13 protein-coding genes, 2 tRNA genes and 2 pseudogenes are annotated in these 15,524 nt (G+C 59.0%); 15 read left to right on the forward strand and 2 right to left on the reverse strand.

Going from position 1 to position 15,524, the window contains the following annotated elements:
* Window positions 1-74 precede the first annotated feature (74 nt).
* The 10 genes and pseudogenes from miaA to OU997_RS21010 all read left to right on the forward strand — a co-directional run bounded on the left by miaA (window position 75) and on the right by OU997_RS21010 (window position 9,802).
* Complete coding sequence (miaA, locus tag OU997_RS11265; RefSeq protein ID WP_267806615.1) at window positions 75-1,052, forward strand: tRNA (adenosine(37)-N6)-dimethylallyltransferase MiaA; 978 nt, start codon at window positions 75-77, stop codon at window positions 1,050-1,052.
* A 102-nt stretch (window positions 1,053-1,154) separates the two neighbouring features.
* Window positions 1,155-1,415, forward strand: a complete 261-nt coding sequence (gene hfq, locus OU997_RS11270) for an RNA chaperone Hfq (RefSeq protein WP_069519647.1) — start codon at window positions 1,155-1,157, stop codon at window positions 1,413-1,415.
* A gap of 14 nt (window positions 1,416-1,429) precedes the next feature.
* Window positions 1,430-2,731: a ribosome rescue GTPase HflX gene (hflX, locus tag OU997_RS11275; protein WP_267806616.1), complete on the forward strand. Its 1,302-nt coding sequence runs from the start codon at window positions 1,430-1,432 to the stop codon at window positions 2,729-2,731.
* Between the two features lie 96 nt (window positions 2,732-2,827).
* On the forward strand, window positions 2,828-3,991 hold the full coding sequence (hflK, locus tag OU997_RS11280) for an FtsH protease activity modulator HflK (protein ID WP_108485756.1): 1,164 nt from the start codon (window positions 2,828-2,830) through the stop codon (window positions 3,989-3,991).
* Complete coding sequence (gene hflC / locus OU997_RS11285; protein WP_108485755.1) at window positions 3,991-4,860, forward strand: protease modulator HflC; 870 nt, start codon at window positions 3,991-3,993, stop codon at window positions 4,858-4,860. The genes hflK and hflC overlap by 1 nt, the downstream gene beginning before the upstream one ends.
* 100 nt (window positions 4,861-4,960) lie before the next feature.
* Window positions 4,961-5,146, forward strand: a complete 186-nt coding sequence (locus OU997_RS11290; protein ID WP_267806617.1) for a DUF2065 domain-containing protein — start codon at window positions 4,961-4,963, stop codon at window positions 5,144-5,146.
* 37 nt (window positions 5,147-5,183) lie between these two features.
* Complete coding sequence (locus OU997_RS11295; protein WP_108485753.1) at window positions 5,184-6,371, forward strand: ATP phosphoribosyltransferase regulatory subunit; 1,188 nt, start codon at window positions 5,184-5,186, stop codon at window positions 6,369-6,371.
* Between the two features lie 64 nt (window positions 6,372-6,435).
* Window positions 6,436-7,730: pseudogene (locus OU997_RS11300) on the forward strand (adenylosuccinate synthase).
* A gap of 953 nt (window positions 7,731-8,683) precedes the next feature.
* Window positions 8,684-8,944: pseudogene (locus tag OU997_RS21005) on the forward strand (HAMP domain-containing protein); the annotation flags it as partial.
* Window positions 8,918-9,802, forward strand: a complete 885-nt coding sequence (locus OU997_RS21010) for a methyl-accepting chemotaxis protein (RefSeq protein WP_420713276.1) — start codon at window positions 8,918-8,920, stop codon at window positions 9,800-9,802. The pseudogene OU997_RS21005 and the gene OU997_RS21010, both read left to right, overlap by 27 nt.
* 88 nt (window positions 9,803-9,890) lie before the next feature.
* On the opposite strand, the gene OU997_RS11310 is transcribed toward OU997_RS21010, so the two are convergent.
* Window positions 9,891-9,977, reverse strand: a tRNA-Leu gene (locus OU997_RS11310).
* A gap of 84 nt (window positions 9,978-10,061) precedes the next feature.
* Window positions 10,062-10,148: transfer RNA gene (locus OU997_RS11315), tRNA-Leu, on the reverse strand.
* Between the two features lie 202 nt (window positions 10,149-10,350).
* Here OU997_RS11315 and rnr point away from each other — a divergent pair.
* The 5 genes from rnr to OU997_RS11340 all read left to right on the forward strand — a co-directional run bounded on the left by rnr (window position 10,351) and on the right by OU997_RS11340 (window position 15,509).
* Complete coding sequence (gene rnr, locus OU997_RS11320; RefSeq protein ID WP_267806619.1) at window positions 10,351-12,900, forward strand: ribonuclease R; 2,550 nt, start codon at window positions 10,351-10,353, stop codon at window positions 12,898-12,900.
* Window positions 12,897-13,649, forward strand: coding sequence for a 23S rRNA (guanosine(2251)-2'-O)-methyltransferase RlmB (rlmB, locus tag OU997_RS11325; RefSeq protein WP_267806620.1), 753 nt, complete (start codon window positions 12,897-12,899; stop codon window positions 13,647-13,649). Before rnr ends, rlmB begins: the two co-directional genes overlap by 4 nt.
* A gap of 248 nt (window positions 13,650-13,897) precedes the next feature.
* Entirely contained in the window at window positions 13,898-14,320 is a 423-nt protein-coding gene (gene rpsF / locus OU997_RS11330; protein WP_108485748.1) for a 30S ribosomal protein S6, read from the forward strand.
* A gap of 28 nt (window positions 14,321-14,348) precedes the next feature.
* Window positions 14,349-14,579, forward strand: a complete 231-nt coding sequence (gene rpsR, locus OU997_RS11335; protein ID WP_003246847.1) for a 30S ribosomal protein S18 — start codon at window positions 14,349-14,351, stop codon at window positions 14,577-14,579.
* 36 nt (window positions 14,580-14,615) lie between these two features.
* On the forward strand, window positions 14,616-15,509 hold the full coding sequence (locus tag OU997_RS11340) for a hypothetical protein (RefSeq protein ID WP_267806647.1): 894 nt from the start codon (window positions 14,616-14,618) through the stop codon (window positions 15,507-15,509).
* The last annotated feature ends 15 nt before the right edge of the window (window positions 15,510-15,524 follow it).

Here is a 15,524-nt window from a genome sequence, read left to right on the forward strand (position 1 = left end):
TTGCCTTATCTCGGCTGCCTCGCCTGCATGTTTAACGGCCTGCTAAGCGCCGCGCCATTTAGAGAGTTATAAGCATGTCCGAGCGCCTGCCTCCGGCGATTTTTCTCATGGGGCCGACTGCAGCCGGCAAGACCGACCTGGCCATCGAGTTGGCACGCGTGCTGCCATGTGAGTTGATTAGCGTGGATTCGGCGCTGATCTACCGTGATATGGATATCGGTACTGCCAAGCCGAATAAGGCCACGCTGGCCGAGTTTCCCCATCGCCTAATCGATATTCGTGACCCGGCCGAGAGCTATTCGGCGGCCGAATTTCGTGCTGATGCCCTGGCGGCCATGGCCGAAATCACTGCGCGCGGACGTATTCCGCTGCTGGTGGGCGGCACCATGTTGTATTTCAAGGCATTGCTTGACGGTCTGGCCGACATGCCCAGCGCCGATGCAGCGTTGCGCGCCGAGCTGGAGGTGCGCGCCCAGGCCGAAGGTTGGGAGGTGCTGCATGCCGAGTTGCGTGCGGTCGATCCGGAGTCGGCTGCGCGTATCCACCCCAATGACCCGCAGCGCTTGATTCGCGCCCTTGAGGTCTATCGTGTCAGCGGGCAAAGCATGACCGTTCATCGCCAGCGTCAGGCGGCAGAAAATACTGCGGCTGGCGCATCGGCGGCGCGCCAATTCCCCTATACTGTGGCGCAATTAGCCATTGCGCCGGCACAGAGGCAGTTGTTGCACGAGCGAATTGCTCTGCGATTTAAGTCGATGCTGGAGCAGGGGCTGGTGGCCGAGGTCGAACGCCTGCGTCAACGAAGTGACTTGCACGTCGGCCTGCCGTCTATACGAGCGGTGGGATATCGTCAGGTTTGGGATTATCTAGACGGCAACCTCAGTGCCGAACAGATGCAGGAACGTGGCATTATCGCCACGCGCCAGCTGGCCAAACGGCAATTCACCTGGTTACGGGGTTGGCAGCCTGGCATACATTGGTTTGATAGTGCAGCTTGCGACAATCTGCCGCGCGCCTTGAAATGCCTGGCTGCGGTCTCCATATTGACCTGAGACCTTGCCATTGGCCGTCTACTCTTGGGGGTATGACGGCCCTAAGCCGTTCGTTGGTTTACTAAAAAATATTGAAAATTGATCCTTAAAGGAGTGCGGCACATGTCAAAAGGGCATTCGCTACAAGACCCTTACCTGAATACCTTGCGTAAGGAACGCGTCCCGGTTTCCATCTATCTGGTCAACGGCATCAAGCTGCAAGGCCAGATTGAATCCTTCGACCAGTTCGTGATTTTGCTGAAAAACACTGTCAGCCAGATGGTCTACAAACACGCTATTTCCACTGTGGTGCCTAGCCGTCCGGTGCGTCTGCCGAGCGCAAGCGAAACCGAGCAAGCTGACGCTGAACCGGGTAACGCCTGATTTAGGAGGCTGCATTGTTCTTCGAGCGCCATAAAGGTGGAGAGCGGGCCATTCTGGTTCATCTGGACGGCCAAAATTCCGAGGTGCGCGAAGACCCGCAGGAGTTTCAGGAGCTGGCACTTTCGGCCGGCGCTGAGACTGTCGCGTTTTTCAGCATTCCGAGTAATCGGCTGACCGCCAAGTACCTGATCGGCAGCGGCAAAGTTGAAGAGCTGCGTGATCAGGTAAAGGCCGCTGAGGCTGACCTGGTTATCTTCAACCATGTGCTTACTCCCAGTCAGGAACGCAACCTTGAGCGCGCTTTTGAGTGTCGGGTGCTGGATCGCACGGGTCTGATTCTCGATATTTTTGCTCAGCGTGCGCGTACCCATGAAGGCAAGTTGCAGGTCGAACTGGCTCAGCTCGATCACATGAGTACGCGGCTTGTGCGCGGCTGGACACACCTTGAACGGCAGAAAGGTGGTATCGGTCTGCGCGGTCCGGGTGAAACCCAGCTGGAAACCGACCGTCGCCTGTTGCGCGTCCGGATTCGCCAGATCAAGCAGAAACTGGAAAAGGTGCGCAGCCAGCGTGAGCAGGCGCGGCGTGGTCGTCAGCGTGCGGATATTCCTTCGGTGTCATTGGTGGGCTACACCAACGCCGGCAAGTCGACGCTGTTCAATACCCTGACCACTTCGGCCGTTTACGCGGCCGATCAGTTGTTTGCCACCCTCGATCCCACTCTGCGTCGTCTTGAACTGGATGATCTGGGGCCGATTGTGCTGGCTGATACCGTGGGCTTTATTCGTCATCTGCCGCACAAGCTGGTCGAGGCCTTTCGCGCGACCCTTGAAGAATCGAGCAACTCTGACCTGCTGTTGCACGTGATCGACTCTCACGAGCCCGAGCGCGATCAGCAGATCGAGCAGGTGCTGGCTGTTCTGGGCGAGATCGGCGCCCAGGAATTGCCGATGCTTGAGGTATATAACAAGCTCGACTTGCTCGAGGGTGTGGAACCGCAGATTCAGCGTGATGCCGATGGCAAACCACAGCGGGTCTGGCTCTCGGCGCGTGATGGGCGCGGTTTGCCTCTGTTGCGGCAGGCGATTGCAGAACTGTTGGGTGACGACCTGTTTGTCGGTACATTGCAGTTGCCGCAGCGTCTGGGGCGCATGCGGGCGCAGTTCTTTGCTCTGGGTGTGGTGCAGAGTGAGTCTTTCACTGAAGATGGCTGTAGTTTGTTGGCAGTGCGTCTGCCGCGTATCGAGCTGAACCGGTTGGTGAGCCGCGAAGGTCTTGTACCGCAGGAATTTATCGAGCAACACACTTTGCAATAAAGCCTGCGTCAGCGACTTTGCCGCTGATTGCATGCATTCTGTAGCATTGGCGGGCGTGCCGTGGGCACGTCTTTGCTTTATCAGATGGAGAGCGCTATGGCTTGGAATGAGCCGGGTGGCAACTCGAATAATCAGGACCCGTGGGGCGGCCGGAAAAACGGTGATCGCAAGGGCCCGCCGGATATCGATGAGGCCTTCCGCAAGCTGCAGGAGAGCCTGAATGGGCTGTTCGGTGGCGGCAAAAAACGAGGCGGCGAAGCTAGCTCCTCGGGCAACGGTGGCGGTTTCGGCCTGCTGTTTGTGGGGCTGGGGCTGTTGGCCGCAGTCTGGCTGTACAGCGCTATCTATGTGGTTGATGAGCAGGAGCAGGCCGTGGTGCTGCGCTTCGGCAAATACTACGAGACGGTAGGGCCAGGCCTGAACATCTATTTCCCGCCCATTGATCGTAAATATCAGGAAAACGTCACCCGCGAGCGTGCTTACAGCAAGCAAGGGCAGATGTTGACTGAAGACGAAAATATCATCGAGGTTCCGCTGACTGTGCAATATCGGATCAGCAACCTGCAGGACTTCGTGCTGAACGTCGATCAGCCAGAGGTCAGTTTGCAGCATGCCACTGACAGTGCCGTACGCCATGTTGTCGGCTCCACCGAGATGGATCAGGTGCTGACCGAGGGTCGTGAACTGATGGCCAGTGAGGTCAAGGATCGCTTGCAGCGTTTCCTCGACAACTACCGCACAGGCATCGCGGTTACTCAGGTCAACCTGCAGAGTGCGGCGGCGCCGCGTGAAGTGCAGGAGGCCTTCGATGACGTGATCCGCGCTCGTGAAGACGAGCAGCGTGAGAAGAACCAGGCGGAAACCTACGCCAATGGCGTGGTGCCGGAAGCCCGCGGGCAGGCGCAGCGCCTGATTGAAGACGCCAACGGTTACCGTGATGAAGTGGTTTCCCGTGCCCAGGGTGAAGCTGATCGTTTTACTGCGCTGGTTGCGGAGTACCGCAAGGCGCCGGAAGTGACGCGTGAGCGCCTCTATCTGGACACCATGCAGGAGCTTATGACGAATACCAGTAAGGTGTTGGTGACTGGTGATAAGGGGCAGAACAACCTGCTCTATCTGCCGCTGGATAAGATGATTGATGGCCGTGCTTCGTCTGCGCCAAGCTCGATTTCTGGTTCAGCCAGTGCTGCTGATGCCAGCAGCGCGCGCGTGACCATCGATCCGCGACAGGTTGAGCTGCGTACAAGGGAGAGCCGCTGATGAGCAATAAATCGCTGATCGCTCTTATTGTTGGTGTGGTCTTGGCCTTGGTCGCCTGGAACAGCTTTTATATCGTGGCGCAGACTGAGCGTGCGGTTCTGTTGCAGTTCGGCCGTATCGTGCAGCCGGACGTGCAGCCGGGGCTGCATGTGAAGATTCCGTACGTCAATCAGGTGCGCAAGTTTGATGCCCGCCTGCTGACACTGGATTCCACCAGCTCGCGTTTTCTGACGCTGGAAAAGAAAGCGCTGATGGTGGATGCCTTTGCGAAATGGCGCGTACTGGATGCTGAGCGTTATTACACCGCGACCTCCGGTATGAAGCAGATTGCCGACGAGCGTCTGGCGCGTCGTCTGGAGGCATCGCTGCGCGACCAGTTCGGTAAGCGTACTTTGCACGAGTCAGTGTCGGGTGAGCGTGATGCACTGATGGCGGATGTGACAGCTTCTCTGAATCGTGCGGCGCAGAAAGAGCTGGGTATCGAGGTGGTGGATGTGCGCGTCAAGGCCATCGACCTGCCGAAGGAAGTGAACCGTAGCGTATTCGATCGTATGAGCTCCGAGCGTGAGCGTGAAGCACGCGAACACCGCGCTAAGGGTAAGGAGTTGGCCGAGGGTATTCGCGCCGACGCCGATCGTCAGCGTCGCGTGTTGCTGGCCGATGCCTATCGCCAGGCGGAAGAGTTGCGCGGTGAGGGGGATGCCCAGGCTGCTGCGATTTATTCCAAGGCGTATGGCATGGATCAGGAGTTCTATTCGTTCTATCGCAGCCTGAGGGCTTATCGCGAAAGCTTCGCGGATAAGCGCGATGTGCTGGTGCTGGATCCGAAGAGTGACTTCTTCCGTTATCTGGAAACCTCAAAACCCTAAGTCGTTACCCCGGCGGGCAGCCGTCGGGGTGACCCTTGTGCAAAACGTGGTATGATGCGGCAGCCGGGAAAATCCCGGCTTTTTTGCGTCTGTGGGAAGCATGTGGCAGGAATTAGGCATCGCGTTGTGTCTTGTGCTGGTGCTGGAAGGCATCCTGCCCTTCCTGTATCCGCGCCGTTGGCGTGACACGCTTTTACAACTGATGCAGTTGTCTGACAGGCAGCTGCGTCTGCTGGGGTTGGCCAGCATGCTGCTGGGAACAACCGTTCTTTATTGGCTTCACTGAAGGCTTGTGCCGCCCGGTTCAAGAGGGGAATGGCGAAATGGCAACGGTAGACCGCTGGCTGCTGCCAGATGGCATCGAAGAAGTACTGCCACCGTACGCAGGGCGTATTGAAGTGGCGCGCCGCCAGGTGCTGGATCTGTTCCAGCGCTGGGGCTATGAATTTGTGGTCACTCCGCATATCGAGTACCTGGAATCGCTGCTGACTGGCGCGGGGCAGGACTTGGATCTGCGCACTTTCAAAGTAACCGATCCGCTGTCCGGCCGGCAGATGGGCTTTCGTGCCGATATCACGCCGCAGGTGGCGCGCATTGATGCGCATACCCTGCGCCGCGAAGGTCCGAGCCGCCTGTGCTATGCCGGTAGTGTGGTGCATGCCCAGCCGCGTGCGCTGACTACGTCGCGCAGTCCGATTCAGCTGGGTGCCGAACTGTATGGCGATGCTAGTCCGGCCAGCGATGTGGAAGTGATCAGTCTGCTGGTCAACACCCTTGAGCTGGCGGCGGTACCGGATGTGCACATGGATCTTGGCCATGTCGGTATCTATCGCGGCCTGGCTCGCGCCGCAGAGCTGTCTGGCGAGGTCGAGCAGCAGCTGTTCGATGCGCTGCAGCGTAAGGCGATGGATGAGGTCGTTGAACTGACCGAAACCCTGCCGGATGACCTGCGCAAGATGTTGCGCGCGCTCAGTGAGCTGTGCGGTGGTCGTGAGGTGCTGGACCTGGCTCAGGCTTGCCTGATCGATGCGCCGGACGACGTGCATGCTGCGCTGGATGACCTGATGGCGATTGCCGATGCGCTTAGCTTGCGCTACCCGGAATTACCGCTGTACTTCGATCTGGGCGAGCTGCGCGGCTATCACTACCACACTGGTGTGGTGTTCGCGGCCTTTGTCCCGGGCGTGGGGTATGCCATCGCCCAAGGTGGCCGTTATGACGACATCGGTGCCGATTTTGGCCGGGCGCGTCCGGCGACAGGCTTCTCCACCGACCTGAAAACCCTGGTAAGCCTGGGGCATATGCAGTTGGGGGAAGAGCCTGCTGGTATCTGGGCTCCGGATAGCCACGATGTGTTTTTGTGGCAGGCGATTGTGCGCTTGCGTCGGGACGGTCAGCGCGTGGTTCAGGCATTGCCTGGTCAGATCGCGGCTGACGCCGAGGCTGCGGGCTGTGATCGTCAGCTGCTGTTGCGTGATGGTCGCTGGCAGTTGGCTGCGCTGACAGCCTGAGCGGTCGTGCGAAAAGTTTCCGTCGGCTCTGGCCGGCATCAAGTTTGCGAAGAGGGTTAGTGTTATGGGTAAGAATGTCGTAGTCCTGGGTACCCAGTGGGGCGATGAAGGCAAGGGCAAGATCGTCGACCTGCTGACCGAACAGGCTGCAGCTGTTGTGCGTTATCAGGGGGGCACAATGCTGGCCACACCCTGGTGATCGACGGCGAGAAAACCGTTCTGCACCTCATCCCCTCCGGCATCCTGCGCGAAAACGTGCAGTGTCTGATCGGCAACGGCGTGGTGGTTGCACCCGATGCGCTGATGCGTGAAATCATCAAGCTGGAAGAGAAGGGTGTGCCGGTGCGCGAGCGTTTGCGTATCAGTCCGTCCTGTCCGCTGATCCTGCCGTACCACGTGGCCCTCGATCAGGCGCGTGAGAAAGCCCGTGGCGATGCCAAGATCGGCACCACTGGCCGTGGCATCGGCCCGGCATACGAAGACAAGGTGGCGCGCCGCGGTCTGCGCATTGGTGATCTGTTCCATCGTGAGCGTTTCGCTGCCAAGCTTGGCGAGCTGCTGGATTATCACAACTTCGTACTGGTCAATTACTACAAAGAGCCTGCCATCGACTTCCAGAAGACGCTCGACGAGTGCATGGAATACGCCGAGCTGCTCAAGCCGATGATGGCCGACGTGACCGCTGTGCTGCACGACATGCGTCGTGAGGGCAAGGACATCATGTTCGAAGGCGCCCAGGGCTCGCTGCTGGACATTGACCACGGTACCTACCCCTACGTCACCAGCTCCAACACCACGGCGGGCGGTATCGCTACGGGTTCCGGTTTTGGTCCGATGTACCTGGATTACATCCTCGGTATCACCAAGGCTTACACCACTCGTGTAGGCTCCGGTCCGTTCCCGACTGAGCTGTTCGACGAAACCGGCGCGTTCCTCGCCAAGCGTGGTCACGAATTCGGCTCCACCACCGGTCGCGCACGTCGTTGCGGTTGGTTTGATGCCGTGATCCTGCGTCGCGCCATTGAGATCAACAGCATCTCCGGTCTGTGTCTGACCAAGCTCGACGTCCTCGATGGTCTGGAAACCATCCGCATCTGTGTGGGCTATAAAGACCAGAATGGCGACGTGCTGGTTGATGCGCCGACTGATGCTGACAGCTATCTGGGCCTGCAGCCGGTTTACGAGGAAATGTCGGGTTGGAGTGAATCCACGCTGGGTGCCAAAACCCTTGATGAGTTGCCAGCCGCTGCTCGTGCTTATATTAGTCGTGTGGAAGAGTTGGTCGGTGCGCCGATCGATATCATCTCCACGGGGCCGGACCGAAACGAGACTATTGTGCTGCGCCATCCATTTGCCTAGCCGTTACATCAAGTGCTCAAAGGGTCGCCAATTGGCGACCCTTTGTCGTTTAAGGCTCACGTAAAAAAAATCGAGCTAGCCTTTATAAATGAGCGTTCCCGCCGTTATAGGCATTACCGTTGCCAGGAGTGTCTGCCGTGTTTGCCATTATTTCAGTGCTGCGCAGTCGTTTGTTGTTGCCGGTGTTCTTGGCTCTTGGCGTGGCTTTATTGATGCAGGTTGTCGTGGCAGTGGCGTTGACCCGTGCCACGGTGGCGACGCTTGAGGCGGATTTGGCCAAAGGCATGCAGGCCGATACGGCGCGTCTGGTGGATGAGCTGGCCAAGGCTGGTGATGAAGTGCGCGGCGGGCTGGACAGTCTATCTGCCAGTACTCAGGCGCAGCTGGCCAAAGGCCTTTCCGTGCGGTTGGCTGAAGAGCAGGCGCAGATTCACGGTGTACTGGACAGCAACCTTAAGCGGTCCGCTGATGAGTTGGCACTGCTGCTCTCGGCGGTTGCACCAAAGGCAATCTGGGACGCCGATGTGCCTGCGCTGACCGAGTTAGTGCGTGGCGCGCATCGCAATCCGGCGGTGCTGTTTGCGGTGTACCTTGATGCGCAGGGTGAGCGCCTGACGCGTCACCTCAATCGACAGGATTCCCGCGTCCGTGTGCTGATGGCCAAGGGGGAGGGCGGTGGCGCGCTGGATAAGGTGTTGCAAGCCGCCGCCAATGATTCGGGCGTGTATATCGCCGAGGCAACTATCAGTCCTATGGGGTCGGATATCGGCAAGGTTCTGCTGGGGGTATCGACTGCGTCGGTGGATGAGGAACTGGCGAGGCTGGATCAGCGTTTCGTCAGCCTGATCGACAGCAGTGGGCAGCTGGTTTCCGATAGTTTGAGTGGTGCGGCCACTAGCAGTGCGGACGCCCTGGCGGCGCGGCTGAATGTGGCGCGTGAGGCGGCTGGTGACATGGAACAGAGCAGTCGCCAGGTGGTTCAGCAAGCGGCGTCTGGTTTACGCTGGAACATCAGCATTGGTCTGGTGGTCGTGGCGCTGCTGATTCTGTTGGTGTTGGCGCTGGTGCTGGGGCGGCGAGTGGTCAGCAGGCTGCATACCTTAATTGCTGTTTTGAATGACTGGGCGGCGGGTGAAGGAGATCTGACTCGTCGTGTCGAACTCAAGAGTCGTGACGAGATTGGCGATATGGCGGCAGCGGTCAATCGCTTCGTCGCCAAGTTGCAGCCGATTGTGCGTGAGGCGGGTGAGGTGGCATCACTCACTGGGCAGGAGATCGGCAATCTGGCCGCGCGCAGTGCGGCGGCGGAGGCGGCGGCCGAGCGTCAGCGCGATGAAGTGGCCGGTAGCCTGCAGGCGCTGGCAGAAATGGCTGGTGAGGCTCAGGCCGAAAGTCAGGCTATGCGCGAAGCCCTGCAGCGGGTTGGGGCGATCCGTCAGGCGGCGGACGATAATGCGGCGATTGCTCTGCGCGTGGGTGGCTCGATTGAGGAGTTGGTGCAGCGAGTGGAAACCGGCGCGGCAGTGATTGAGCGGCTGGCCAAGCAGAGTGAGCAGATCGAGGTGGTGTTGACGGTAATCCGCTCGATTGCCGAGCAGACCAACCTGCTGGCGCTGAATGCGGCCATCGAAGCGGCGCGGGCTGGCGAGAGTGGGCGCGGCTTTGCTGTGGTGGCGGATGAAGTGCGCGCACTGGCGAGCAAGACACAGCAGTCCACTGGTGATATCCAGACCCATATCGGCGCCTTGCAGCAAGGGGCGCGTGAGGCGGTTGATGCGATCAGTCAGGCTGGTAAGCAGGCTGATCAGGGGTTGGCCGCACTGCGCGAAAGCGCGCGGGTTCAGCAATCGGTGCGGGCGGCGGTTGAGGAGGTGCATGGAGCGATCAACGCTGCAACCGAAGCGGCGGCCCATCAAGCCGAGGGCGCGGATGCGGTGCGTGGCCGGGTTGAGGTGATTCATGTCGAGGCGCAGCGTGCGGCCGAGGCGGTGGCCGCAACGGCCAGCAGTGGGCGCGTGCTGGACGGCCTGGCGAAGAAGCTCAAGGCCAGTCTGGGCCAGTTCAGCGTTTAGCGGCGCAGGGTGCTGTTCTCTGCCAGCGGACACCTGAGCAAATCGCAGGCAATAAAAAACCGAGTACTTGACTCGGCTTTTTGAAATTTGGTGCCCAGGAGAAGACTCGAACTTCCACGACCTTGCGATCACTGATACCTGAAACCAGCGCGTCTACCAATTCCGCCACCTGGGCACTGCAGCAATGTTCACCGTTACCGGTACGGAGCGTTGCATCCGTTTATTGCAGGAATCAAGTTATGGACTCAATTCTTGAATTTGGTGCCCAGGAGAAGACTCGAACTTCCACGATCTTGCGATCACTGATACCTGAAACCAGCGCGTCTACCAATTCCGCCACCTGGGCACTGAAATCGATGATTGCTCATCTTTTCCGTGTTACAACGTCTGCTCGACGCTGTGGGCGCGAACTATACGGTCGCCCTTTTACCTTGTAAAGCCCTGAGCGCGAAAAATTATTGTTGCGGAAAGCTGACCCCGAGGGCTTTTTCGCGCTTCAATAGGCACATGGCAAACCGACTCTATATAGAAAAGGCGAACACTCTCTAATGGCCGATTGGCAATCCCTCGATCCTGAGGCCGCTCGCGAAGCGGAAAAATACGAAAACCCCATTCCAAGTCGTGAACTGATCCTCCAGCACCTGGACGAGCGTGGCTCTGCTGCTGCCCGTGAAGAGCTGGCCGAAGAATTCGGCCTGGTCAGTGATGAGCAGCTTGAAGCGCTGCGTCGCCGTTTGCGTGCTATGGAGCGCGACGGCCAGTTGATCTACACCCGGCGCGGCACTTATGCCCCAGTCGACAAGCTTGACCTGATTCTCGGGCGCGTCAGCGGTCACCGTGACGGCTTCGGCTTTCTGGTGCCGGATGACGGCAGCGATGACCTGTTTCTCAGTCCAGCGCAAATGCGCCTGGTGTTCGATGGCGACCGTGCTCTGGCGCGGGTTTCCGGTCTGGACCGGCGTGGGCGGCGCGAAGGTGCGATTGTTGAAGTGATCGCCCGTGCCCATGAAAGCATCGTGGGGCGCTACTACGAAGAAAGCGGCGTGGGCTTTGTGGTTGCCGACAATCCCAAGATCCAGCAGGAAGTGCTGGTTACCCCAGGTCGTAATGCCGGTGCCAAACAGGGTCAGTTTGTTGAGGTGAAAATCACACATTGGCCGACGCCGCGTTTCCAGCCGCAGGGTGATGTGGTGGAGGTCGTCGGTAACTACATGGCGCCGGGCATGGAAATCGATGTTGCCCTGCGCAGTTATGACATCCCGCATGTCTGGCCTGAAGCTGTGGTGAAAGAAGCGCGCAAGCTCAAGCCGGAAGTGGAAGAGAAGGACAAGGAGAAACGCATTGATCTGCGCCATCTGCCGTTCGTCACCATCGACGGTGAAGATGCTCGCGACTTTGATGACGCGGTGTACTGCGAAAAGAACGGCAGTAACTGGCGACTGTTTTCCGGAGGCTGGAAGCTCTACGTCGCCATTGCCGACGTTTCTCACTACGTGAAGATCGATTCGGCGCTGGATGCTGAGGCGCAAGTGCGTGGCAACTCGGTGTACTTCCCCGAGCGGGTCATCCCGATGCTGCCGGAAGAGCTTTCCAATGGCCTGTGTTCGTTGAACCCGCATGTCGACCGTTTGGCCATGGTTTGCGAGATCAGTATCTCGAAAACCGGCAAGATGACCGATTATCAGTTTTATGAAGCGGTGATCCACTCCCATGCGCGGCTGACTTATAACAAGGTCAGCGCCATGCTTGAGCAGCCGAAAAGCAACGAAGGCAAGGCCCTGCGTGGCGAATATAAGGAGGTGCTGCCGCACCTCAAACAGCTGTATTCGCTGTATCAGGTATTGCTGGCGGCGCGCCATGAGCGTGGTGCTATCGACTTTGAGACTCAGGAGACCCGCATCATCTTCGGCTCTGGGCGCAAGATCGCCGAGATTCGCCCGACCCAGCGCAACGATGCGCATAAGTTGATCGAGGAATGCATGCTGGCTGCCAACGTCGCCACGGCGGCCTTTATGCAGAAGCATGAGACTCCGGCGCTTTATCGGGTGCATGACGGTCCGCCACCGGAACGCGTGGAAAAACTCAAGGCATTCCTCACTGAACTGGGCTTGTCGCTGCATCGTGGCAAGTCCAAGGATGGTCCGACGCCCAAGGATTACCAGTTGCTGCTTGAAAGCATTCGCGAGCGTCCGGATTACCACCTGATCCAGACCGTGATGCTGCGCTCGCTCAGTCAGGCGGTGTACAGCGCCGACAACCAGGGCCACTTCGGCCTGAATTACGACGCCTATGCGCATTTCACCTCGCCGATTCGTCGCTACCCTGATCTGCTGATTCACCGTGCGATTCGCAGTGTGATTCGTTCCAAACTCGATACGCCGCACGTCAAGCGTGCCGGCGCAGCGATAATGCCGCGGGCGCGTATCTATCCTTATGATGATGCGATTCTTGAGCAGCTGGGCGAGCAGTGTTCGATGTCCGAGCGACGCGCTGACGAGGCGACCCGTGATGTGGTGAACTGGCTCAAGTGCGAGTTCATGAAGGATCGCGTTGGCGAGACGTTCCCGGGTGTGATCACGGCTGTGACGGGGTTTGGCCTGTTTGTCGAGTTGCAGGACATCTATGTCGAAGGCCTGGTGCATGTCACTGCCTTGCCGGGCGACTACTACCATTTCGATCCGGTGCATCATCGTCTGGCGGGTGAGCGCAGTGGCCGTAGTTTCCGTCTAGGCGATAGCGTTGAAGTCAAGGTCATGCGTGTTGACCTTGACGAGCGCAAGATCGATTTCGAACTGGCCGAAGGCAAAACAGCCATGCCGGCGGGGCAGCGTCGTGGTGGTTTCGAGTCTGCGGCAGGCAAAACCGGGCGCCGCAGCGAGCGTGCAACGCCGGGAAACACCGATGTGGAAAAGAGCCGGGCGCTGAAGAAGTCCTTGCTCAATGAGTCGAAAGGCAAACCGGCCAAAGGTGGTGCGGCTGGCAAGGGTGACAGTGCCCGGCCGGCTGCCAAGGCGGGTAAACCGAGCGCCCATCGCAAGGGGGCCACGGGTGGTGCGCCGAGTAGTGGTGGGCCGCGCAAGCGTAAGGCGAAGTCATGAGTCAGTTGGAAAAGATCTACGGCGTGCACGCGGTAGAGGCGTTGTTGCGTCACCATCCGAAGCGGGTCAAGCAGATCTGGCTGGCTGAAGGGCGTAATGACCCGCGGGTGCAGGCCCTGCTTGGGTTGGCAGCGGATGCGCGGGTGACCATTGGTCAGTGTGAGCGTCGCGAGATGGATGCCTGGGTCGAGGGCGTGCACCAGGGCGTTGTGGCTGATGTGAGTCCCAGTCAGGTGTGGGGTGAAGCCATGCTGGACGAGTTGCTGGATCGCGCCGAGGGCGCGCCGCTGCTGCTGGTGCTCGACGGTGTGACCGATCCGCATAATCTCGGGGCGTGCCTGCGCACTGCCGATGCCGCGGGTGCGCTGGCGGTGATTGTGCCAAAGGATAAGTCCGCCACCTTGAATGCCACCGTGCGCAAGGTGGCCTGCGGTGCGGCGGAAGTGATTCCGTTGGTGGCCGTGACCAACCTGGCGCGCAGTTTGGAGAAGTTGCAGCAGCGCGGTCTGTGGGTGGTTGGCACGGCCGGCGAGGCTGAACAGGAACTCTATGAACATGACCTGACCGGGCCGACAGTGCTGGTCATGGGGGCCGAAGGTAAAGGCATGCGACGGCTGACTCGCGAGCACTGTGATTACCTGGTCAAGCTGCCCATGGCGGGCAGTGTCAGCAGTCTCAACGTCTCGGTGGCTACCGGCGTCTGTCTGTTTGAAGCGCTGCGTCAGCGCAAGGCTGGCAGCAAGCCTTAGTGACTATCGGGCGCTCACTGCGTCCATGGGCCTATTGCAGTGCGCAGCCCTTCCAGGCTGCGCCGGTTTCAGGTTGTTCAAATAATCACCAGTTTGCCTTGCGTGTGGCAGGGTGCTTCTCTAGAATGTTGCCCCTTGCCGCAACGGCAGGTGCTTTTGCGCCTTTTTGTTGTGGCAAGACAAACAAGTGAACTTCACTCCTTGCCTGACCGCGTTTGGCGGCAGGCTACAACCCGTAAGGAGCATTTATGCGTCATTACGAAATCATCTTTCTGGTTCACCCGGACCAGAGCGAGCAAGTCGGCGGCATGGTTGAGCGTTACACCAAGCTGATCGAAGAAGACGGCGGCAAAATTCACCGCCTGGAAGATTGGGGCCGTCGTCAGCTGGCTTACGCCATCAACAACGTCCACAAAGCTCACTACGTGATGCTCAACGTTGAGTGCACCGGCAAAGCCCTGGCTGAGCTGGAAGACAACTTCCGTTACAACGATGCCGTGATCCGTAATCTGGTCATCCGTCGCGACGAAGCCGTTACCGAACAGTCCGAAATGCTGAAAGCTGAGGAAAATCGTAGCGAGCGCCGCGAGCGTCGTGATCGTTCTGAAAGCGCTGACTCTGCCGATGGCGATGACAGCGACAACAGCGACAGCGATAACGCTGACGAGTAATCCACGGATCTATTGAGGAGCCACTCTCATGGCACGTTTCTTCCGTCGTCGTAAGTTCTGCCGTTTCACTGCTGAAGACGTGAAAGAGATCGATTTCAAAGATCTCAACACCCTGAAAGCCTACATCTCGGAAACCGGCAAAATCGTTCCAAGCCGTATCACCGGTACCAAGGCTCGTTATCAGCGTCAGCTGGCTACCGCTATCAAGCGCGCCCGCTTCCTGGCCCTGCTGCCTTACACCGACAGCCACGGCCGCTGAGACCGGATGTTCGACAAGAAGTAAGGGATAAATTGCATGCGCGCCTTAGCTGAATTCATTATGCGCGGCCGTATGCAGGCCACTCTTGTAGTGGTGGTTTCTGCGGCGTTGCCGCTGCTGTTCTGGTTGAGTGCTGCCGCTGGAAGCCTGGTGCTTCTGCGGCGCGGTTGGAGTGATGCCGCTGGCATCCTCGCCTGGGCCCTGCTGCCTGCCATTGGCTGGTGGTATTTCGGTGAGCCGCGCACCCTGTTGGTGTTGCTCGGTGCGCTGGGATTGGCGTTGTTGTTACGCGCCAACCTGTCCTGGAATCGTGTACTGCTGTGCAGTGTGGCATTGGGCCTGGTGTATGGGCTGGTCCTGGATGCGGTGTTCCGCGAACCCATTGATGCAATGGCGCTTGAGCTGCAAAAGCTGATGCCGCAAATGCTCGATGGGGTTCACCAACAGATGTCGGTGGATGAGCGAGCGCGCCTGGATAGCCTGATTGCACCGGTACTGACCGGATTGATCGCGGCGTTGTTGCAGACAGTCAGCCTGTTGAGCCTGATCCTTGGGCGCTTCTGGCAGGCGCAGTTGTATAACCCGGGTGGTTTTGGCCGCGAGTTTCGCGCGCTGCGCCTCCCGCCTCCGCTGGCGATGCTGTTGCTGGTCGGTATGCTGTTGGGGCCCAATCTGGGGCCGCAGATGGCCATGCTGACACCGCTGTGCAGTGTACCGCTGGCGTTTGCAGGCATCGCCCTGTTGCATGGGCTGGTGGCGCAAGGGCGGTTGGCGAAGTTCTGGCTGGTGGGGTTGTACATCACGCTGTTGCTGTTTATGCAGCTGACTTATCCGTTACTGGTGGTTTTGGCCATTGTCGACAGTCTGTTTGATTTTCGTGGTCGCTTTGAGCGCAAGCATGGCTCGGGCCCCGCGAACGGTGAAGGTTAAAAGTTAAGAGGTTAT

The sequence above is a fragment of the Pseudomonas sp. SL4(2022) genome, from assembly GCF_026625725.1.
In the GTDB taxonomy this organism is placed as follows: Bacteria; Pseudomonadota; Gammaproteobacteria; order Pseudomonadales; family Pseudomonadaceae; genus Aquipseudomonas.